Origin of the sequence: Pseudomonas kulmbachensis, assembly GCF_963681935.1 — a bacterium.
Lineage (GTDB): Bacteria > Pseudomonadota > Gammaproteobacteria > Pseudomonadales > Pseudomonadaceae > Aquipseudomonas > Aquipseudomonas kulmbachensis.
The window spans coordinates 4720807-4741974 of record NZ_OY817088.1; the positions used below are offsets into that span (position 1 = coordinate 4720807).

General features: G+C 60.1%; 16 protein-coding genes and 1 pseudogene. 13 read left to right on the forward strand and 4 right to left on the reverse strand.

Going from position 1 to position 21168, the window contains the following annotated elements; all coding sequences use genetic code 11:
• Positions 1-991: 991 nt before the first annotated feature.
• The 13 genes and pseudogenes from U5A05_RS24350 to U5A05_RS21750 form a co-directional block, all read left to right on the forward strand.
• Positions 992-1507, forward strand: a pseudogene (locus U5A05_RS24350) (methyl-accepting chemotaxis protein); the annotation flags it as partial.
• Between the two features lie 220 nt (positions 1508-1727).
• Positions 1728-3494: a protein-disulfide reductase DsbD gene (locus tag U5A05_RS21695; RefSeq protein WP_321834752.1), complete on the forward strand. Its 1767-nt coding sequence runs from the start codon at positions 1728-1730 to the stop codon at positions 3492-3494.
• A 130-nt stretch (positions 3495-3624) separates the two neighbouring features.
• Positions 3625-4080: a type II 3-dehydroquinate dehydratase gene (gene aroQ, locus U5A05_RS21700; protein WP_048360251.1), complete on the forward strand. Its 456-nt coding sequence runs from the start codon at positions 3625-3627 to the stop codon at positions 4078-4080.
• A 25-nt stretch (positions 4081-4105) separates the two neighbouring features.
• The gene (gene accB / locus U5A05_RS21705) at positions 4106-4564 is read left to right on the forward strand and encodes an acetyl-CoA carboxylase biotin carboxyl carrier protein (RefSeq protein WP_095001030.1); all 459 of its coding nucleotides are present in this window, start codon (positions 4106-4108) and stop codon (positions 4562-4564) included.
• Positions 4565-4581: 17 nt separating this feature from the next.
• Positions 4582-5940, forward strand: coding sequence for an acetyl-CoA carboxylase biotin carboxylase subunit (gene accC, locus U5A05_RS21710; RefSeq protein WP_046810401.1), 1359 nt, complete (start codon positions 4582-4584; stop codon positions 5938-5940).
• Positions 5941-6225: 285 nt separating this feature from the next.
• A complete protein-coding gene (prmA, locus tag U5A05_RS21715) occupies positions 6226-7104 on the forward strand; it encodes a 50S ribosomal protein L11 methyltransferase (RefSeq protein WP_261739899.1) in 879 nt (292 codons plus the stop codon).
• A 77-nt stretch (positions 7105-7181) separates the two neighbouring features.
• On the forward strand, positions 7182-8408 hold the full coding sequence (locus U5A05_RS21720) for a DUF3426 domain-containing protein (RefSeq protein WP_321834763.1): 1227 nt from the start codon (positions 7182-7184) through the stop codon (positions 8406-8408).
• A gap of 217 nt (positions 8409-8625) precedes the next feature.
• On the forward strand, positions 8626-9639 hold the full coding sequence (gene dusB / locus U5A05_RS21725) for a tRNA dihydrouridine synthase DusB (RefSeq protein ID WP_261739901.1): 1014 nt from the start codon (positions 8626-8628) through the stop codon (positions 9637-9639).
• A complete protein-coding gene (gene fis / locus U5A05_RS21730; protein ID WP_019408796.1) occupies positions 9636-9956 on the forward strand; it encodes a DNA-binding transcriptional regulator Fis in 321 nt (106 codons plus the stop codon). The genes dusB and fis overlap by 4 nt, the downstream gene beginning before the upstream one ends.
• An 81-nt stretch (positions 9957-10037) precedes the next feature.
• Entirely contained in the window at positions 10038-11645 is a 1608-nt protein-coding gene (gene purH, locus U5A05_RS21735; protein ID WP_261739902.1) for a bifunctional phosphoribosylaminoimidazolecarboxamide formyltransferase/IMP cyclohydrolase, read from the forward strand.
• Between the two features lie 179 nt (positions 11646-11824).
• The gene (gene purD, locus U5A05_RS21740) at positions 11825-13123 is read left to right on the forward strand and encodes a phosphoribosylamine--glycine ligase (RefSeq protein ID WP_321834774.1); all 1299 of its coding nucleotides are present in this window, start codon (positions 11825-11827) and stop codon (positions 13121-13123) included.
• Positions 13124-13222: 99 nt separating this feature from the next.
• Positions 13223-16003, forward strand: a complete 2781-nt coding sequence (locus U5A05_RS21745) for a hybrid sensor histidine kinase/response regulator (protein ID WP_321834775.1) — start codon at positions 13223-13225, stop codon at positions 16001-16003.
• A gap of 57 nt (positions 16004-16060) precedes the next feature.
• A complete protein-coding gene (locus U5A05_RS21750) occupies positions 16061-16657 on the forward strand; it encodes a MarC family protein (protein ID WP_261739905.1) in 597 nt (198 codons plus the stop codon).
• A gap of 165 nt (positions 16658-16822) precedes the next feature.
• On the opposite strand, the gene cobJ is transcribed toward U5A05_RS21750, so the two are convergent.
• Genes cobJ through cobG form a run of 4 tightly spaced genes read right to left on the reverse strand, consistent with a single transcriptional unit; the run spans position 16823 to position 21165 of the window.
• Positions 16823-18487, reverse strand: a complete 1665-nt coding sequence (cobJ, locus tag U5A05_RS21755; RefSeq protein ID WP_321834777.1) for a precorrin-3B C(17)-methyltransferase — start codon at positions 18485-18487, stop codon at positions 16823-16825.
• Complete coding sequence (locus tag U5A05_RS21760; protein WP_261739907.1) at positions 18484-19215, reverse strand: precorrin-2 C(20)-methyltransferase; 732 nt, start codon at positions 19213-19215, stop codon at positions 18484-18486. Before U5A05_RS21760 ends, cobJ begins: the two co-directional genes overlap by 4 nt.
• Positions 19215-19841 carry a precorrin-8X methylmutase gene (locus U5A05_RS21765; protein ID WP_261739908.1) on the reverse strand — a complete coding sequence of 209 codons (627 nt, stop codon included), beginning with the start codon at positions 19839-19841 and terminating at the stop codon, positions 19215-19217. The genes U5A05_RS21760 and U5A05_RS21765 overlap by 1 nt, the downstream gene beginning before the upstream one ends.
• Entirely contained in the window at positions 19834-21165 is a 1332-nt protein-coding gene (cobG, locus tag U5A05_RS21770; RefSeq protein WP_321834780.1) for a precorrin-3B synthase, read from the reverse strand. The genes U5A05_RS21765 and cobG overlap by 8 nt, the downstream gene beginning before the upstream one ends.
• Positions 21166-21168: the final 3 nt, after the last annotated feature.

The window sequence follows — 21168 nt, forward strand, 5'->3', positions numbered from 1 at the left end:
TCTGCCTTTGCTGCTGACCGCCTCGCAGCACTTGGCCAAGCTGTCCCTAGCCCGCGACAAGCTGGTCAGCAGCGGGCGCAGTGAACTGGCCGGTGATGTGGAGCGCGAGCTGGACAGCATTCAGCTTCAGGCCCGACAAATCGACGCCCTGCCCCTGCTGGGCGTCAGCAGCAAAAGCGCCTCGGGCACTGACGACTTTGCCGCGATGATGGGCCTTGAAACCAGCGACACGGCCCAAGCCGAGGACGCCGGAGTGGGTCTCAAGCGCGAACTCAACAGCCTGTTGAGCCGCTACCCGGCGGAACTCAAGCGCACCCGCACGCAAATCGAGCAACGTGCCCGGCTCAGCGCCGCCACCCACCTCAAACTGGACGCCGTACAACAGGCCATCGCCGAGCTGGAACCCGTGGTGCGCGCCGAGCATGGGCAAATCCAGAATGAAGTTCGGCTGATCCAGGGCCTGATGATTGGCCTGATCCTGCTCATCGCACTCCTGATCGACACCCTGCAGCGCAAACTGGCGCGGGTACTGACATACCTGGCGCCACTGCTGTCGACCTGGGCCGAAGGCGACTTCAGCCACGACATTCAACTGGGCAAAACCAATCGCGAGTTACGTGATATCGAATCCTCACTCAATCGCTTGCGCAGCTATCTGGTGAACCTGGTGGGCACCCTGCGCCTGAATGCCGAGCAGGTTGCCGGCAGCAGCCAGACCCTGGCCGAGCTGAGCACGGGCTTGCATGGCGGCGCTGAACGTCAGGCCGGTGATAGCGCACAAATCCGCGATGCTCTGGGTGAGCTGGAGGCGACCATCTCTCAGGTCGCGGGGGATGCCAGCCAGGCCGCCGATGCCAGTCGTAGTGCCGGGTTGGCCGTGGCTCAGGGGCAACGGGTGATCGGCCAGAGCCTGACCGGGCTGCACGCATTGGTCGGCGAAGTGCAAGGCAACGCGCAGACAATCGAGCGTCTGGCAGAGGAGTCGGCCACCATTGGCGGGGTACTCACGGTGATTCGCTCCATTGCTGATCAGACCAACCTGCTGGCGCTCAACGCCGCCATTGAAGCCGCTCGCGCCGGTGAAATGGGCCGTGGCTTTGCGGTGGTCGCCGAAGAAGTCCGCTCCCTGGCGCAACGCACCGCAGGTGCAACCAACGAGATCCAGACCCTGATTGGCGGGCTTCAACTGGCCGCCCGGCAATCAGTTGAAGGCATCCGCGCACAAGTGACCCACGCCCAGGCCACCGCGCAGCAAGCCCAGGCCGCAGACGGTGCACTGGATGAAATTGTCGCGGCGATAGCAACCATCTCAGACACCGCCGTGCGCATTGCCGACGTTACCGCCCAACAAACCGGGGCGGTCAGCGAGATCCGCGATCACAGTGAACGCATTCACGTGCTGGGCGACGAAAACCTGCAACGTATCGGCATCGCCCGCAACCAAAGCCAGCAATTGCTCGAGCTGGGCTCAGAGCTCAACACCGCCGTGCAGGCGTTTCGGGTGTAAGCCACCGGCAAAATTCGTAGCAGCTGCCGAAGGAACGAGGCTGCGTTCGATTGCGCAGCAATCGTAAAACCGGGCAGCGCGGTTTACCTGGCAAACCGAATTTGCCGATTTTACGACGGCTTCGCCGCCGAACGCAGCCTCGTTCCTTCGGCAGCTGCTACGCGGTTTTCATCGCACAAACTCCGCTATCATGCCCGCACGTTTGCTTTGCGAGATTCCTATGCGCCGTCTGTTTTTGCTCCTGTGTTTGCTGTTTGCCGTGCCTGCCATGGGCGCGGGGTTGCTGGATAACCGACCCAGTGCAACCCTGGGCGCAATCAATAACAGCAGCGACTTTCTGCCGGTACGCGAAGCATTCAAGCTGAATCTGATCAGCAGCACGCCCGAGTCGATCAAGCTGCGCTTTGTGCCTACCGAAGGCTATTACCTGTATCGACACAAGTTCGCCTTCAAGACCGAACCCGCCGATATCGCTCTGGGCACTGCGCAACTGCCACCCGGCGAGGCGAAACACGATGAGTACTTTGGCGACGTCGAGGTCTATCACGGCATTCTCGATGTAGACATCCCGCGCCCGGCAAACGACTCACGCCCCTTTACGCTGGTGGTCAGCTACCAGGGCTGCGCCGACAAGGGCCTGTGCTACCCGCCTGAAACCGAACGCTTGAGCATCGATGGCAGCGCCGTCACGACCTCCGACGAACCGACAAAATCGTGGAACTGGCGCGAACTGGCACTGTTTTTCCTCGCAGGGCTTGGCCTGACATTTACCCCCTGCGTGCTGCCAATGTTGCCGATCCTGTCCGGCGTGGTGCTGCGTGGTCAGGTCGGCGGCCTGCGCGGCTTCAGCCTGTCGTTGGCCTATGTGCTGCCGATGGCGGCATGTTTTGCCCTGCTGGGCGCACTGATGGGCATGTTCGGCGCGCAACTCAATCTGCAGGCGCGTCTGCAATCAGTGTGGGTACTGGCGCCATTTGCGCTGTTCTTCGGGATTTTTGCCCTCGCCATGTTTGGCGTGTTTGAACTCAAACTGCCGCAAGCCATCAGCAACCGTCTCGACCGTGTGGCCAACCGTACCCAAGGCGGCTCACTTTGGGGCGCCGCCGTGCTGGGAGTGGTCTCCAGCTTGCTGGTTTCACCTTGCGTGTCCGCACCGCTGGCCGGAGCCTTGCTGTATATCAGTGCCAGTGGCGATGCACTGGGCGGTGGCTTAAAGCTGTTTGCTCTTGGCTTGGGCATGGGTGCGCCGCTGCTGCTGGTCGCCACCGGTGGCGCGGCCTGGCTGCCGAAAAGCGGGCCGTGGCTGGTGAGTGTGAAAAACGCCATCGGCGTGCTGCTGCTCGGTCTGGCTATCGGCTTGCTCAGCCGCGTGCTGCCTGGGCCAGTGACCCTGCTGTTGATCGGTGCACTGGCGGCGGGCGTGAGTCTGTTTCTCGGCACCCTGGAGTTCACCTATAAAGCTCCGCGCCAGCGTCTGGCCCAGTTGCTGGGGCTTTTTTTGCTGGTCTACGGGCTGGCCTGCTGGTACGGCGCCCTGAGCGGGCAAAGCGATCCATTCAACCCCATCGGCCATGCGCAACCCACCAACCCGGCAGTGACCAGCGCCGTACAACCAGCCGGCCAATGGCTCACCGTCAGTACTGCTGCCGAGCTGGACAACGCACTGGCCGAGGCCAAAGCCGCGGGCCAGCCGCTGTTACTGGACTGGTACGCCGGCTGGTGTATCAGTTGCAAAGTGATTGAGCACGAAGTGCTGAACAACCCCCGAGTGCTGGATCTGCTCAAGGGTTACCGGCTGGTGCGCTTCGATATCACTGCCAGCAATGCCGAGCAGCGCGGCCTGCTCGACCGCTACACATTGTTCGGCCCGCCTGCGCTGATGTTCTTCGGCAAAAACGGTTCCGAAAAAAGTGACCAACGGGTCATCGGTGAGATCAATGCAGCGGACTTCGCCGAACGTGTCGCCATCGCGAATGACCAGATCTAGAGCTTCAGTCACAAACTTTTCGCGAACATCGGTCATCGTGCTGGCTATTGCAGTTAACTGGACAGCGAATCCGGTTTTCGGCATAGTCGCCCGGCACTGACAACTGCACACAGATAATAAGGAACAGCAGATGGCGACTTTCCTGGTTCTACACGGCCCCAACTTGAACCTGCTCGGCACCCGCGAGCCGGGCGTCTACGGCGCAACCACCCTGGCGCAAATCAATCAGGACCTGGAACAACGGGCGCGTGATGCCGGTCACCATTTGCTCTACCTGCAAAGCAATGCCGAGTATGAATTGATCGACCGCGTACACGCTGCCCGCAACGAAGGCGTGGACTTTATTCTGATCAACCCGGCGGCTTTTACTCACACCAGCGTGGCATTACGTGACGCGTTGCTGGCAGTGAGCATCCCATTTATCGAAGTGCATTTGTCTAACGTGCACAAACGCGAACCTTTCCGCCATCACTCCTACTTCTCCGACGTTGCGGTAGGTGTGATCTGCGGCCTTGGCGCCAGCGGTTATCGACTGGCCTTGGAGGCCGCCCTGGAACAGCTTGAACTACAAGCTAAACGCCCCTGACAGACCCATTGGGAGTTGACGATTCATGGATATCCGTAAAGTTAAGAAACTGATCGAGCTGCTGGAAGAGTCCGGCATCGACGAGTTGGAAATCAAAGAAGGCGAAGAGTCCGTACGCATCAGCCGTCACAGCAAGACTCCTGCTCAGCAGTACTACGCTCCGGCTCCAATGCAAGCGCCTGCCGCAGCTCCAGTAGCTGTTGCTCCGGTTGCTACCGTGACTGAAGCACCTGCCGCACCAAAACTGAACGGTTTTGTGGTCAAGTCGCCAATGGTCGGTACGTTCTACCGTACCCCGGCGCCAACCTCGCCTGCCTTCGTTGAAGTTGGCCAGACCGTCAAGGTCGGCGACACCATTTGCATCGTTGAAGCGATGAAAATGATGAACCACATCACGGCTGAAAAAGCCGGTGTTATCGAATCCATCCTGGTAGAAAACGGTCAGCCGGTTGAATTCGACCAACCGCTGTTCACCATCGTTTGAACCACGGGGAGCCAACGATGTTGAAGCCTCAGAAGCTGGAAAAAGTCCTGATCGCCAACCGTGGCGAGATTGCTTTGCGCATCCTGCGGGCGTGCAAGGAAATGGGGATCAAGACTGTCGCGGTGTACTCCACTGCCGACAAAGAGCTGATGCACCTGGGCCTGGCAGACGAAACCGTCTGCATCGGTCCGGCACCGGCCAACCTGTCTTACCTGCACATTCCGGCCATCATCGCGGCCGCTGAAGTGACCGGCGCCACGGCGATTCACCCGGGCTACGGCTTTTTGGCTGAAAACGCCGATTTCGCCGAGCAAGTCGAGAAATCCGGCTTTGCCTTCATCGGCCCGAAAGCCGACACCATTCGCCTGATGGGCGACAAGGTATCGGCCAAGCACGCCATGATCGCTGCAGGCGTACCCACGGTTCCAGGTTCTGACGGCCCACTGCCGGAAGACGAAGAAACCGCGCTGCGCATCGGCCGCGAAGTCGGCTACCCGGTGATCATCAAGGCCGCTGGCGGCGGCGGTGGTCGCGGCATGCGCGTTGTGCATCGTGAAGAAGACCTGATCGAAGCAGCCAAGCAGACTCGCGAAGAAGCCGGCGCCTGGTTCAGCAACCCGATGGTCTACCTCGAAAAATACCTGACCAACCCGCGTCACGTGGAAGTTCAGGTAATTTCCGATGGTCAGGGCAACGCGATCCACCTGGGCGACCGCGATTGCTCGCTGCAACGTCGTCACCAGAAGGTTCTGGAAGAAGCTCCGGCACCGGGTATCGACGAAACCGCACGCGCTGAAGTTCTGGCTCGCTGCGTCAAGGCCTGCGTTGACATCAACTACCGCGGCGCGGGTACTTTCGAGTTCCTGTACGAGAACGGTCGTTTCTACTTCATCGAGATGAACACTCGTGTGCAAGTAGAGCACCCGGTGTCCGAAATGGTCACTGGCATCGACATCCTGAAAGAGATGTTGAGCATCGCAGCCGGCAACAAGCTGTCCTTCACCCAGGCTGACGTGAACATTCACGGTCACTCGCTGGAGTGCCGGATCAACGCGGAAGACCCTGCGACGTTCATGCCGAGCCCTGGCATGGTCAAGCACTTCCACGCTCCAGGCGGCAACGGCGTTCGCGTCGATTCGCACCTGTACAGCGGCTACAAGGTTCCGTCCAACTACGACTCCCTGATCGGCAAGCTGATCACCTGGGGTTCGACCCGTGACGAAGCCATGGCGCGCATGCGCAATGCCCTGGACGAAATCGTGGTCGACGGGATCAAAACCAACATCCCGCTGCACCGCGACCTGGTGAATGACGAAGGCTTCTGTAAAGGCGGCGTCAACATTCACTACCTGGAACACAAACTGGCTAACAAGTAAGTTTGTATTCCCGTCAACAAAGCCGCTTTCGAGCGGCTTTGTTGTTTGCGGGAGGCTCGCAACCGCCGTTGTGGGAGCGGGCTTGCTCGCGATACAAACGACCTGGCATTGCAGGTCGACCGCAGGTGATGCCATCGCGAGCAAGCCCGCTCCCACAACAGGACAACTGCGGCTACCTGGCTTTTCATCGTTTTTGATTACCCCACCGCCAGCCCGCTCGCGTAAACTTGCGCGCTTCTCGCAGCCCGACCGGCTGCACACTCCTATTTTTCAAAGGTGCCCGCCATGCCTTGGCTGCAAGTACGCCTCGCCATCAGCCCGGAACAAGCCGAAACCTACGAAGACGCGTTCCTCGAAGTCGGCGCTGTTTCGGTTACGTTCATGGACGCCGAAGACCAACCAATCTTCGAACCTGAGCTCAACACCACACCGCTGTGGTCGCACACCCACTTGCTGGCATTGTTCGAAGGCGGCACCGAAGCCGAACTCGTGCTGTCCCATCTGGAACTGCTGACCGGCTCGCCACTGCCTGAACACCACGCAGAAGTTATCGAAGACCAGGACTGGGAACGCAGCTGGATGGACAACTTCCACCCGATGCGCTTCGGCCAGCGCCTGTGGATCGTGCCAAGCTGGCACGCTGCTCCCGAGCCTGACGCGGTCAACCTGTTGCTCGATCCGGGCCTGGCCTTCGGCACCGGCACCCACCCGACCACCGCACTGTGCCTGGAATGGCTCGACGGTCAGGACCTGAAAGACTGCAACGTGCTGGACTTCGGCTGCGGCTCGGGGATTTTGGCGATTGCCGCCCTGCTGTTGGGCGCCAAAGAGGCCATCGGCACCGATATCGACGTGCAGGCACTGGAAGCCTCCCGCGATAACGCCGGGCGCAACAACATCGCCGAAGAACTGTTCCCACTGTACCTGCCCGAGGACCTGCCACAGGTTCAGGCCGATGTAGTGGTTGCCAATATTCTGGCTGGCCCGCTGGTTTCCCTGGCCCCGCAACTGTCGAGCCTGGTCAAGCCGGGCGGCCGTCTGGCACTGTCGGGCATCCTCGCCGAACAGGGCGAAGAAGTCGCTGCGGCATACGCCAAAGACTTCGATCTGGACCCGATTGCCAATCGCGATGGCTGGGTGCGCATCAGCGGCCGTCGGCGCTAAGTTCAATCCGCGCACTCGGCTCGCAATGAAGCAGGTACAGCCCCTACAATGCACGCTTGCCTAATTCGGATGGCCGCATGAGCGATAGCTTCGTTACACAGTGCCCACATTGCCAGACCAGCTTTCGCGTCAGCCACGCTCAATTGAGCGTGGCACGCGGAGTGGTGCGCTGTGGCGCCTGCCTGCAAGTGTTCAACGCTGCACAGCAACTGCTCAACAGCAGCACTGAAACAGAGCAGCCGCCTGTCGTCGCAACGCCAGAACCCGAGGCGGTCGAGCCGCCCGCTACCCCCAAGGCGGCCAGTCCGGCCCCTTGGCAAGCGAGCGAACTGGACCTCGACCATCTGGATCTGGACGAAGAACTGGCCAGGCTCGAAGAGCGTGAAATCCAGCCCAGCAAAAGCTTCGGCCAGCCGCACAAGCCAAAAAGCAGCTCACTGAGTGCTCGTCGCGACACCCCTGACACTGAAGAAGGTGAATGGTCTGATAGCCTGTTCAGTGAGTCAGCGGCAGACCGTGCAGAGACCGCCAAAGTTGCCGAAAAAGCCGTAGAGCTCGCTGAAACCGGACGGACCGAGCCGTCCCTGTCACTGGACATTGACGAACCGGACGATACCCCGCCGCTCCAGCTTTCGCTGGACGATGACCTCGATCCGCTGCCGGGCGAACATCTGTCGGCCACCGATGACGAGGACGACGAACTCCCTGAACTGGCACCTGTCAGCAAAGGCAAACGCAAGCGCAACGAACCGGGCATGCGCGAAGAAGCGTTGCTTGACCTGGTCGACGACCCATTGCACCTGGACTGGCAAAAACGCCGCTCGCCGTGGGGCAAACGCCTGCTCTGGACCCTGCTGGCACTCCTGGCTGGCGCGGCACTGGCCGGGCAGTACATTGCCAATCACTTCGACGAGCTGGCGCGTCAGGACCAATACCGTCCGATCTTCCAGCAACTGTGCCCGCAAATCGGCTGTACGGTGCCGTCCAAAGTGGATATCGACCGGATCAAAAGCAGCAATCTGGTGGTACGCAGCCACCCCGAATTCGCCGGAGCGCTGGTGGTGGATGCAATCCTCTACAACCGCGCGCCCTTCTCCCAACCTTTCCCGCTGCTGGAGCTACGCTTTGCTGACCTCAACGGCAAAATGATCGCCAGTCGTCGGTTCAAGCCCGGCGAATACCTGAGCGGCGATCTGCCCAAGGCCGAGATGCCCCCGCAAACCCCTATCCACATTGCCCTGGACATCCTCGACCCGGGTCCAAAGGCCGTTAACTACAGCCTGAGTTTTCATTCCCCGGAATGAGCGCGCTGCGCTTTTAGTTGCTAGCTTCAAACCGCAAGTTAGAAGCGAAATGCAAATTTGCTGTGTCTTGCAGCTTGTCGCTTGAGGCTTGTAACTAGCCTTCAGCTCCAATTGTTCAAAATTCATCCAATTGCGTCTTTAACCAGTCATCGAGAGCGGGTATCATGCCAACCCTTTTTCGAACTCCCAAGATCCGGCCCCACAACAGGGAAGTCCTATGTCGGCGGTACGCATCGGCCCATATACATTGCACAACGGTTTGATTCTCGCCCCTATGGCGGGCGTCACCGACCAGCCCTTTCGTCAGCTTTGTCGACGGATGGGTGCAGGCCTGGTTGTTTCGGAAATGGTCACCAGCGACATGAGTCTCTGGAACAGCCGCAAATCGCGCCTGCGCATGATTCACGACGGTGATCCCGAGCCGCGCTCGGTACAGATCGCCGGCGGTGACGCGCAAATGCTGGCAGACGCCGCCAGGGCCAATGTGGAACTGGGCGCACAGATTATTGATATCAACATGGGTTGCCCGGCGAAGAAGGTCTGCAACAAGGCCGCCGGCTCCGCGTTACTGAAAGATGAAGCATTGGTGAACGAGATCCTGCAGGCCGTTGTGGCTGCAGTTGATGTGCCGGTCACCCTGAAGATCCGTACCGGCTGGGACCGGGACAACAAGAACGGCCTGACGGTGGCAAAAATCGCCGAACAAGCCGGGATCACTGCTCTGGCGGTACACGGCAGAACCCGTGCCGACCTGTACACCGGCGAAGCCGAGTACGACACCATCGCCGCGATCAAGCAGGCGGTGTCGATACCGGTTTTTGCCAACGGCGACATCGATTCACCGCAAAAGGCCCTGCATGTGTTGAACGCAACCGGGGCTGACGGACTATTGATTGGCAGGGCAGCCCAGGGGCGGCCCTGGATTTTCCGCGAAGTTGATCATTTTTTGCGTACCGGGCAACTGCTGCCGGCACCGCAGATGAGCGAAGTGGAACGTATTCTGCTAGAGCATCTGACTGCATTGCACACCTTCTATGGGGAGGTTTTGGGCGTACGCATCGCCCGCAAGCATGTCGGCTGGTATCTGGCAACCTTGCCGGGCGCCAAGGAGTTTCGCGCCCACTTCAATCGTTTAGAAGATACGGAAGCACAATGCGCCAACGTTCAGGCGTTTTTCGCCGAACGACACAAGAGCCTGGTGACAGGGGACGAGGGATGGGTGGCCGCATGACGATGATGACCGAGACATTAGTGAGTGGAACAACGCCCGTGAGCGACAACGTCAACTTGAAACAGCACCTCAATACACCGAGCGAAGAAGGTCAGACCCTTCGCGGGAGTGTCGAGAAGGCGCTGCACAATTATTTCGCCCACCTGGAGGGCGCTGAAGTCACGGACGTCTACAACCTGGTACTTTCCGAAGTCGAGGCCCCCCTTCTCGAGTGCGTCATGAACTACGTCAAGGGCAACCAGACCAAGGCCTCCGAGATGCTGGGCCTCAATCGCGGCACCTTGCGCAAAAAGCTCAAACAGTACGATCTGCTGTAAGCATTCAATCAAACCTGAAAGGCGTCCTGATAAAACAGGCCGCCTTTTTTGCTGACTCCTTTGCTTTTGATGGAAATCGAGATGACCGATCAGACTACCCGCCTGCCGATCCGCCGCGCTCTAATCAGCGTTTCCGACAAAACCGGAATCCTTGATTTCGCCCGTGAACTGGAAGCCCTCGGCGTCGAGATCCTGTCCACAGGCGGTACGTTCAAGCTGCTGCAAGACAACGGCGTAGCCGCTGTTGAAGTCGCTGACTACACCGGTTTTGCAGAAATGATGGACGGTCGGGTTAAAACCCTGCACCCGAAAATCCACGGCGGCATTTTGGGCCGTCGCGGCATCGACGACGACATCATGAACGAGCACGGCATCAAGCCGATCGACCTGGTAGCCGTTAACCTCTACCCGTTTGAAGCCACCATCTCCAAACCAGGCTGCGACCTGCCGACCGCCATCGAGAACATCGATATCGGCGGCCCGACCATGGTTCGCTCGGCGGCCAAAAACCACAAAGACGTGGCCATCGTGGTGAATGCCAGCGATTACGCCAACGTTCTGGAAAACCTCAAGGCCGGCGGCCTGACCTACGCACAGCGTTTCGACCTGATGCTCAAGGCCTTCGAGCACACCGCTGCCTACGACGGCATGATCGCCAACTACCTGGGTACAGTGAACCAGGCCGCCGAGACCCTGAGCACAGAAGATCGCAGCCTGTTCCCGCGTACCTTCAACAGCCAGTTCATCAAGGCCCAGGAAATGCGCTACGGCGAGAACCCGCACCAGAAAGCGGCGTTCTACGTTGAAGCCAAGCCGACTGAAGTCAGCATCGCCACCGCGACCCAGCTGCAAGGCAAAGAGCTGTCGTTCAACAACGTAGCCGACACCGACGCTGCGCTGGAATGTGTAAAAAGCTTTGTTAAGCCAGCCTGTGTGATCGTCAAGCACGCCAACCCGTGTGGCGTGGCCGTAAGCCCGGACGCAGAAGGCGGCATTCGCCAAGCCTACGAGCTGGCCTACGCCACTGACACCGAATCGGCTTTCGGCGGCATCATCGCCTTCAACCGCGAGTTGGACGCTGAAACGGCCAAGGCCATCGTTGAGCGTCAGTTCGTTGAAGTGATCATCGCCCCGTCCGTGAGCGAAGAAGCCCGCGCCATCGTGGCAGCCAAAGCCAACGTACGCCTGCTGGCCTGCGGTGAGTGGAGCGCAGACCGTGCCCCGGCCTGGGACTTCAAACGTGTTAACGGCGGCCTGCTGGTTCAGAGCCGTGACATCGAAATGATCGGCAGTGAAGACCTTAAAGTCGTGACCAAGCGCGCACCGACCGAGCAAGAGATCAACGACCTGATCTTCGCCTGGAAAGTAGCCAAATACGTGAAGTCCAACGCCATCGTCTACGCCAAGGGCCGTCAGACCATCGGTGTCGGCGCAGGTCAGATGAGCCGCGTAAACTCGGCCCGTATTGCCGCGATCAAGGCTGAACACGCGGGTCTGCAAGTACAAGGCGCCGTAATGGCATCGGACGCATTCTTCCCGTTCCGTGACGGCATCGACAACGCAGCCAAGGCCGGTATCACTGCAGTGATCCAGCCGGGCGGCTCGATGCGTGACAACGAAGTGATTGCAGCAGCAGACGAAGCTGGTATTGCCATGGTCTTCACCGGCATGCGCCACTTCCGTCACTAAACACTTTTGCAGACGCCACGAACCATGTAGCCGCTGCCGAAGGCTGCGATAAGACCCAAAAGGTCTTCAGCGATCTGAACATCCTGCAACCGCTTCGCGGTTGATCGCAGCCTGGCGGCAGCGGCTACAAGGTCTGACCCGCGTTTCCACAGAATTCAGCGTCATCCGAGGTTTTTGAAATGAATGTTTTGATCATTGGCAGCGGTGGCCGCGAACACGCACTGGCCTGGAAAGTAGCTCAGGACCCACGTGTCGCCAAAGTATTCGTTGCCCCGGGCAACGCCGGCACCGCCATCGAAGCCAAGTGCGAGAACGTCGCCATCGACGTGCTGGCCCTTGAGCAACTGGCTGATTTTGCCGAGAAAAATGTTTCCCTGACCATTGTTGGCCCGGAAGTGCCACTGGTTGCCGGTGTGGTTGATCTGTTCCGTGCCCGTGGCCTGGACTGCTTCGGCCCTACCGCTGGTGCCGCTCAGCTGGAAGGCTCCAAGGCATTCACCAAGGACTTCCTGGCGCGTCACAAGATCCCGACTGCCGACTACCAGAACTTCACTGAAATCGAACCCGCTCTGGCTTACCTGCAAAAAGTCGGCGCGCCGATCGTGATCAAGGCCGACGGCCTGGCCGCGGGCAAAGGCGTGATCGTCGCCATGACCCTGACCGAAGCCGAAGACGCCGTACGCGACATGCTCGCGGGCAATGCGTTTGGCGAAGCCGGTTCGCGCGTGGTCATCGAAGAGTTCCTCGACGGCGAAGAAGCCAGCTTTATCGTGATGGTCGACGGCAAGAACGTTCTACCAATGGCCACCAGCCAGGACCACAAACGTGTTGGCGACGCTGACACCGGTCCGAACACCGGCGGCATGGGTGCTTACTCCCCGGCCCCGGTAGTCACCGCCGAAGTTCACCAGCGCGTGATGGATCTGGTGATCTGGCCGACCGTGCGCGGCATGGCTGAAGAAGGCAACGTCTACACCGGCTTCCTGTACGCAGGCCTGATGATCGACAAGGCCGGCAACCCGAAAGTCATCGAGTTCAACTGCCGCTTTGGCGACCCGGAAACTCAGCCGGTGATGCTACGCCTGCAATCGAGCCTGGTACTGCTGATCGAAGCCGCACTGGCTCAAGCGCTGGACAAGGTTGAAGCACAATGGGACCCGCGTCCAAGCCTGGGCATTGTCCTGGCTGCTGGCGGCTACCCTGGCGATTATGCCAAAGGCGCAGTAATCCACGGTCTGGACGCAGCCGCCAAGCTGGAAGGCAAAGTGTTCCATGCCGGTACTGCGCTTAATGCAGCCGGTGAAGTCGTGACCTCGGGCGGCCGCGTACTGTGCGCAACCGCAATGGGTGACACCGTTGAAGCGGCGCAGCAAAAAGCTTACGCGCTGGCCAAGGCCATCGAGTGGGACGGTTGTTTCTACCGCAACGATATTGGCTACCGAGCCATTGCACGCGAACGCGGTGAGAACCAGGAATAAGCAATCCACATGGATAGGTAAGGGCCATTGGCCCTTGCCTAACTATTCCAGGCCCGCGCATAGTTATCATCTGGCTTCACTTTACGAAGGGATTTCGCCGTGCGCTGGCTCAGGATTGCCATAGCTTTTACCGTCGCTCTGATGGCTTCTGTACTCGGTATAACGTCGGTGCAGGCGGCATCAGCCACAAGTTGGTCGGTCCTCTCTGACCCTCAGGGCACACTGCAACTGAGCGATGTGCGCTCCGCACGGCTATCCAGCCAGTTCAGTCCCGTCGATCTTGCCCGGTTAACCCCCGCCGAACCCGGTGAAGCCCTATGGCTGCGGGTACGCTTGCAACCCGACAGGCACGAACAAATTCTGCGGGTGTTCGCCCCCGACCTCTCGCGCCTGGACATGTATGTCTTTGACGATCAAAAGCTGATCAGCGAAATCGTCACCGGCAACTCACTGCCCCTCAGCAGCAAGCCTGTGCCAAGCAGTGACTACCTACTGCCTTTACCGCAAAGTCATGAAGCCCTGGATGTTTACCTGCGCATGGTCTCGGACCACCAGTTACGTCCCCACATTACCCTCGACACTGCCGTCATGCTGGCCGCCAGCCAGGGCAAGCCCTTGCTCTATGGTCTGTTGCTCGGTTGCATGGCAATGCTGGTGTTGCACAACCTGATTCGCTTTTCCTTTAGCCGCTCGCCCAGCAGCCTGTGGCTTGCGATTTGTGAAATCCTGCTCATGGCCAGTTCGGCGCTGTTCCTGAACCTGCTGGACCCCTGGCTCCCGCAGTGGCAAGGCGCACAAATCCCCGGTGCCTACCTGGCCCTGCTGCTGACCGCACCTTGCGGGTTGATGTTTACCTATCACTTTTTCTCGAACCGTGGCTCACATCCGCTGCACAAACTGCTGTTGCTAAACATTCTGATCATCAGCCTCGGCGGCCTGCTACTGCTGTTTATCGATGACCTGCCACTGAACCTGATGACCTACGCTCTGGTCGGACTGGCGAGCCTGAGCATTCTGGCGGTTGCGGTTTACCACTGGCAAAAAGGCTACCGACCGGCGCGCATGTTTGTCATGGCGATGGTGTTTTTCAATATCGGCACCCTGGTGATCCTCCCCGCACTGCTGGGCCTGACCCTGATCGCACCGCAGGAGCTGGTTCTGGCGCTGATGATGGTGATCTGCACCAGCGGTTTGCTGATGAGCATCGCCTTGAGCGAGCGCAATCGCGGCATCACCGATGCGCAATTCAGCATCAGCCGCGACCTGGCTGCCAGTAACGCCGAGGTAAGTGCCAAGGCCGAGTTCCTGGCCAAGATCAGCCATGAAATCCGCACCCCCATGAACGGCGTGCTGGGTATGACCGAACTGCTGCTGGGTACACCACTGTCGGTCAAACAACGCGATTACGTACAAACCATCCACAGTGCGGGCAACGAGCTGCTGACGCTGATTAACGAAATTCTCGATATCTCCAAGCTCGAATCGGGGCAAATCGAGCTCGACGACGTACAGTTCGACCTCAATGCCCTGATCGAAGACTGCCTGAGTATTTTCCGCACCAAAGCCGAACAGCAGAACGTCGAGCTCATCAGTTTTATCCAGCCACAAGTGCCACGGGTGATCAGCGGTGACCCCACCCGCCTGCGCCAGACCTTGCTCAGCCTGCTCGAGAACTCCCTGAAAAAGACCGACGAGGGCGAGATTCTTATCGTTGTCGCACTGGAGGAGCGCAGCGGCCCGCCACGCCTGCGCATTGCCATTCAAGACTCCGGCCAACCGATGGATGAGCAGGAGCGTGACGCCCTGTTGCATGCCGAGTTGCACAGCAAGAACTTCCTCGCGGCAACCCGCCTCGGTGGCCATTTGGGCTTGGTCATCGCGCGCCAGCTGATCCTGTTGATGGGCGGCGAGTTCGGGATCAAACCCGGGCAAACCACCGGCAGCAATCTGTGGCTGACCCTGCCTCTGGACCCGCAACACCTTGAGCACCCGACTTCCGATCTGGACAGCCCGCTCAAGGGCGCACGGGTGTTGGTGGTCGACGACAACGACACCTGCCGCAAAGTGCTGGTGCAACAGTGCTCCGCCTGGGGCCTGAACGTCAGTGCCGCGGCATCGGGCAAGGAGGCTCTGGCCTTGCTGCGCACCAAGGCGCACTTGCGTGATTACTTCGACATCGTCCTGCTGGACCAGAACATGCCTGGCATGACGGGCATGCAACTGGCCGCCAAGATCAAGGAAGACCCGAGCCTCAACCACGACATCCTGCTGGTCATGCTCACGGGTATCAGCAACGCGCCGAGCAAGATCATTGCGCGCAACTGCGGGATCAAGCGCATCCTCGCCAAGCCAGTGGCCGGTTACACCCTCAAAACCACCTTGGCCGATGAACTGACCCAGCGCAACAAGGGGCATACCGCCGCGCACACCTCTGCCAATGGCCCGGCGGCCGTACCTGTATCAGTGCCCGGTGACTTCCGTATTCTGGTGGCCGAAGACAACAACATCTCGACCAAGGTCATTCGCGGCATGCTGGGCAAGCTCAACCTGCACCCGGACACCGCCTGCAATGGCGAGGAAGCGCTGAAAGCGATGAAAACCCAGCGCTACGACCTGGTTCTGATGGACTGTGAAATGCCGATACTGGACGGTTTTTCCGCTACCGAGCAATTGCGCGCTTGGGAAGTCAGCCATCAGCGGGTACGCACCCCGGTGGTTGCGTTGACCGCGCACATCCTTACCGAGCACAAGGAACGCGCTCGACAGGCAGGCATGGACGGGCACATGTCAAAACCCGTGGAGCTGTCGCAACTGCGTGAACTGGTGGAATTCTGGGTCGAACAGCGTGAGTTGCGTCAATCCAGGGCACAACTGTCCTAACATACACTCAATCCCCTGATAAACTTTGCGCGCCCCCCTTCGATGTGAGCTCAGACCATGCTCCATGTGTTGTTCAGTGTGTATTTGAAGATGCTGGTGCTCTACAGCCCGTTCTTCGTACTGTCGTGTTTTATCAGCCTGACCCGGGGTTACTCGAACAAGGAGCGCCGCCGCCTGGCCTGGAAAGTGGCCCTGGCCACGCTGATCTCCAGCGTGCTGCTCTATCTGTTCGGGCGCACCATTTTCAGCGTGTTTGGCATCACCGTTGACGCGTTCCGCATCGGTGCCGGCAGCGTGCTGTTTATCTCGGCACTGGGCATGGCCCAAGGCAAGTCTGTGGTTCAGACTGACAACGTGCAGCAAGACGTAACCATTGTGCCGTTGACCATCCCGCTCACCGTGGGCCCCGGCACCATTGGTGCGCTGCTGGTCATGGGCATCACCCAGCCCCATTGGGACGACAAGCTCATGGCTATCGTCAGTATTGCCCTGGCCAGCCTGACGGTCGGCGTGGTGCTTTACCTTTCCAACAAGATCGAGGGAATTCTGGGCGAGCAGGGCTTACAGATCGTAAGCCGCCTGATGGGCCTGTTTGTATGCGCCCTCGCAGCGCAAATCATCTTTACCGGGGTTCGGGGCTATATGGTCCCTTGAACAAAGTCTGCGTAGCAGCTGCCGTAGGAACGAGGCTGCGTTCGACGATGCAATCGTCGTAAAACCGGCAAGCACGGTGCATCTGATTCACCAAAGCCGAATGGTTTTACGACTGCTTCGCAGCCGGACGCAGCCTCGTCCCTTCGGCAGCTGCTACGGTTGTGCTCAAGGCTTTTCGCCATACCAGCGCGGCGTATACACCCACTGTGTACCATCGGCACGCGGGAAGGTGCAGGTGGTCGACGAACCAATCAGCACCATAGTGCGCATATCTACCTGATCCGGCGTCAAATCACCCAACGTAATCACGCGCAGGGTTTGGCCTGGACGGCCGATATCGCGCCCCAGCACCACAGGCGTTTGCGCCGTGCGATGACGGCGCACGATATCCAGCGCAACCCCCAACTGCCACGGTCGTGAACGGGAGATCGGATTGTAGAACGCCAGGGCCAGGTCCGCCTCGGATGCCAGGTCCAGACGCTTTTCAATGATGCTCCACGGCTTGAGGTTGTCCGACAGCGACATTACGCAGAAGTCATGCCCCAGCGGCGCACCCGCCTGTGCAGCAGTTGCCAACGAAGCCGATACGCCCGGCAGGATCTCCAGGTCGACGCTGTGCCACTGCGGTTCAGTAGACTCGTGCAAGGCCTCAAGCACTGCAGCGGCCATGGCAAATACGCCGGGATCACCCGAAGACACCACCACGACCGAACGACCTTGTGCCGCCAGCTCAAAGGCATGTCGGGCACGCTGCATTTCTTCTCGGTTATCGGTGCAATGCAGCACCTGATCGGCGCGAAACGGCCCGGCCATGCGCACATAGGTTTCGTAACCCAACACATCATTGGCCCGGGCCAGTTCGGCTTTGACCGCAGGCACCATCAGCTCGGCAGCGCCGGGGCCCAGGCCGATAACGGCCAAGCGTCCACGCGCCCGGCCAATCTGCTGTGGGTCCAGTGGTGCGAATGCTACGCCAAACTTTAGCCCGCTACCCGACTCGCGCCAGTCCACAGGCAGTTGCTCGGCAGCGCTGACAAACCGAAGTGGCACAGCCAATTCGAGGGCCGTTTCACGCAACTGCGCGCTGCCCATCAAGGTGTCGGGCGCAACGATGCACGCCAGCGATTGCCAGGCCAACTTCGCCTCGTGCAAAGCCTCGCGAATCGTCTGCGCCGAGACTTCAGCACTTGCCTTCAGCAGCACATTGCGCGGATAGATCAACAGCTCATCAGCCGCCGGTTCACGCTCGGCACTGCCGATATGAATACTCAGACGTGCCTGCTGACTTTCAGGCAACTGCGCGCTGACCAGCCACGGTGCATCACCTTCGATACGCACCGGCTCGCCCGCCAGCAGGTCAGACACAAAGCGCTTGCCCAATTCCAGATCGCCCAAGGCGTAGCCGCTCGGCGGGTTAAGCAGGCAGGTGCCAAAGCGCAGTTCACCGCTGGTGGTGATCGCAGGAGCAATGCCCAAGCCGGCAGCGATTTCCCGTGCCAGATCGTTCACCCCGCCCAGCCCGCCCAGCAGCGGTACGACCGCGCTGGCGTCTTCGGCAACGGCCAGTACCGGCGGCTCGGCGCCCTTCTCCAGCAGCAACGGCGCCAGCGTGCGAATCACAATTCCCGCCGCGCACAACGCAATAATCGGTGTGCCCTGCTGATACAGCTCACGCAGGGTGGCACCAAAATCACTGTAACTGCGGTCAACGTCCTCAACCCGCCCTGCCAGACCATAAATCAGCGCCTCTGAGCAGCACTGTTGAATACGCCGAGCGGTGTTCAAGCTGCCACTGCCCAGGATGACAATGGCCGGTGCTGGTCGACTCATCCTTGCCACCGCTCGCCCGGCACGATAATCAGCGAGAAGTACGGCGAGGACATCGGTTCCACTTCATTGAGCGGCACGATTTTCTGATTGCTCATGGTGGCGCGCTCAACGTATAGCGCACGCTCGGCCAGGCCCAGCTCACCCAGTACTTCGCGCACTTTATGAAAGTTGCGCCCCAGTTTCATGATCACCGCCGCATCGGCAACCGCCAGGCGCGACTTGAGTTCGTCGTGGGGCAGCACACCCGAGAGCACCGACAGGCTCTGGTTGCGATACACCAGCGGCACGCCCAGTACCGAAGCACCGCCCAACATCGAGCACACACCCGGCACCACCTGAGCCTCAAAACGCTGGGCCAGACGGTCGTGCAGGTACATATAGGAGCCGTAGAAGAACGGGTCGCCTTCGCAGATCACCGCCACATCGCGCCCGGCTTCCAGATGCACGGCCACTTCAACAGCCGCCTGATCGTAGAAATCGCTGATCACTTGTTCGTACGACAACGGCTCCGGCAACACTTCAGTGGTCACCGGGTACACCAGCGGCATCTGCGTTTGCGCGTCTTGCAGATGGGCTTCGATAATGCCGAAAGCATTGCCCTTTTTGCCTTTGGCGACGAAGTACGCCACCACCGGCGACTCGCGCAGCAAGCGCAAGGCTTTCACGGTAATCAGCTCCGGGTCACCGGGACCAACGCCCAAACCGATCAAACGTCCTGGTTGCGTCATTATTCGATCTCCGTCGCCAGTGCGTTGACCGCAGCCGCAGCCATCGCGCTGCCGCCGCGGCGGCCCTGCATGATCACAAACGGCACGCCGCGACTGTCCGCCGCGAGCATGGCCTTGGATTCAGCTGCGCCGACAAAGCCGACCGGAAAGCCCAGAATCAGCGCCGGTTTAGGTGCCCCGGCATCGATCATTTCCAGCAGGTAAAACAGCGCGGTCGGCGCGTTTCCGATCACCACCACGCTGCCTTCCAGATACGGACGCCACAGTTCAAGGGCCACCGCCGAGCGGGTGTTGCCCTTCTCCAGCGCCAGCTCTGGCACGCCTTCTTCACGCAGGGTACAGATCACCGGGTTGTTGGCCGGCAAACGGGTACGGGTCACACCTTCGGAAACCATGCGCGCATCGCACAAGATTGCCGCGCCAGCAGCCAGTGCATCGCGTCCGGCCTTGCCCGCGCCCGGCGAAAAACGCAGGTCCTCGATAGCGTCGACCATGCCGCAGGCGTGAATCACTCGCACCGCGAGTTTTTCCAGATCCGCCGGGATACTGGCGAGGTTGGCCTCGGCACGAATAATGGCGAACGAGTTGCGATAGATCTCTTGACCATCGCGGATGTAATCAATCATCGGTGTTGCTCCGTTGGCGGGCCTCAAGCCAGGCGCCCGCCGCTTCAATAGTAAGGTTGCGCCCGCGCAGAACACCGAAACCCGGTTGTTCTGGGGCACGTAAATAAAGGTCGTAATGACCGGGCGCCACGGCCAGCAAAGTGACCGGCGCAACGTGGGCCGCCGCGCAAGAGCGCAGGCAGCCAGTCAGATGTATGTTGTGCGGTTGCTGCAAAACGGCCGCCAGCTGACGCGCGTCCTGTTTGGTATCGGCCAGGCCTTTGGCGCAGGCGCTTGAACCGGTACAGGCAAGCAGATGCGCCAGCGGGGTCTGTACATCACAGAGCAACCCCAGGGCTTCTAACTGTCGTGTAACCGTGAGCGCAGCCTGCGCCTGAACATTGGGCAGCAACACACTTTGCCAAGGGGTGAAGCGCAACGTGCCGTCGCCGAACGTCTCTGCCAGTTGAGCCAGCCCGGCCAGGGTCGCGGCATCCAGCCGACCCAGCGCAGGCACGGCGCCGATATGGACCCGGCCTTGCTCGATCTGTGGATAAGTCCCGATGTGCCGTAACCCGTCAGTGCCTTCGCGCCGCCATTGTGCCAGCACCATCAGCGGCACACTGAGGCGTTGCGCCAACTGCGCCATAAAATCCGCGAGCGCAACTTCCTTGAGCAAATGACGCATCCGCGTGTGTTCCGGGCGGGCCAGATCAAGAAACAGCGTCAACACTGCCAGCACCAGCGCATGCCCGTGCTCAACCGGCACCGCTGCCAGCGCCCGGTCATGGCCCGGGCACCCGGCCAGACCAAAGGCCAGCAGCGTCTGGCCATTGTGCTCGAACGCCGACAACCACAGGTCGTGGGGGTGTTCGAGCATGGCCAATGCTTCGCCGCCGTCCAGTTGCACCGCGAACTTGGCCGACAACTCGGCAAACCGCGCAGTACTTTGCAAACTCGCGAGTATTTGCCGGGCCAGCGGGCGCGTATCGAACTGCATCTGCGGGTCGATGCCCGCAGTAGGGCTGAGCATCAGGTTGCGCACATCATCACCTGCTGCGGTCGCAGGCCCTAGGCCCACCGCCAGCAGGGGCTCAATCAGCTCACGCTGCCTGGGCCCAACACCACGAATCTGCAGGTTGGCGCGATTGGTCGCCTCGATCACGCCGCTGGCATAACGCTGGGCCACATCAGCCACCGCCCGGGCTTGCCGTGCAGTGATCGAGCCGCCGTCCAGCTTGACCCGGCAGATCCCGCCATCCAGCGCGGCAACGATGCGCAGTAACCCCGGGCAAGCCGAAGGGCGCACAGAAGTCGTGACAGGCAATTCAAGTGGCAGGGTCAATGG

What these genes read in the sequence shown, in the direction of transcription:
- cobJ (WP_321834777.1), bottom strand. Translation starts at nt 18,487, where the DNA reads ATGAGTCGACCAGCACCGGCCATTGTCATCCTGGGCAGTGGCAGCTTG.
- purD (WP_321834774.1), top strand. Translation starts at nt 11,825, where the DNA reads ATGAATGTTTTGATCATTGGCAGCGGTGGCCGCGAACACGCACTGGCC.
- U5A05_RS21695 (WP_321834752.1), top strand. Translation starts at nt 1,728, where the DNA reads ATGCGCCGTCTGTTTTTGCTCCTGTGTTTGCTGTTTGCCGTGCCTGCC.
- U5A05_RS21750 (WP_261739905.1), top strand. Translation starts at nt 16,061, where the DNA reads ATGCTCCATGTGTTGTTCAGTGTGTATTTGAAGATGCTGGTGCTCTAC.
- accC (WP_046810401.1), top strand. Translation starts at nt 4,582, where the DNA reads ATGTTGAAGCCTCAGAAGCTGGAAAAAGTCCTGATCGCCAACCGTGGC.
- U5A05_RS21765 (WP_261739908.1), bottom strand. Translation starts at nt 19,841, where the DNA reads ATGATTGATTACATCCGCGATGGTCAAGAGATCTATCGCAACTCGTTC.
- aroQ (WP_048360251.1), top strand. Translation starts at nt 3,625, where the DNA reads ATGGCGACTTTCCTGGTTCTACACGGCCCCAACTTGAACCTGCTCGGC.
- purH (WP_261739902.1), top strand. Translation starts at nt 10,038, where the DNA reads ATGACCGATCAGACTACCCGCCTGCCGATCCGCCGCGCTCTAATCAGC.
- dusB (WP_261739901.1), top strand. Translation starts at nt 8,626, where the DNA reads ATGTCGGCGGTACGCATCGGCCCATATACATTGCACAACGGTTTGATT.
- fis (WP_019408796.1), top strand. Translation starts at nt 9,636, where the DNA reads ATGACGATGATGACCGAGACATTAGTGAGTGGAACAACGCCCGTGAGC.
- U5A05_RS21720 (WP_321834763.1), top strand. Translation starts at nt 7,182, where the DNA reads ATGAGCGATAGCTTCGTTACACAGTGCCCACATTGCCAGACCAGCTTT.
- prmA (WP_261739899.1), top strand. Translation starts at nt 6,226, where the DNA reads ATGCCTTGGCTGCAAGTACGCCTCGCCATCAGCCCGGAACAAGCCGAA.
- U5A05_RS21760 (WP_261739907.1), bottom strand. Translation starts at nt 19,215, where the DNA reads ATGACGCAACCAGGACGTTTGATCGGTTTGGGCGTTGGTCCCGGTGAC.
- accB (WP_095001030.1), top strand. Translation starts at nt 4,106, where the DNA reads ATGGATATCCGTAAAGTTAAGAAACTGATCGAGCTGCTGGAAGAGTCC.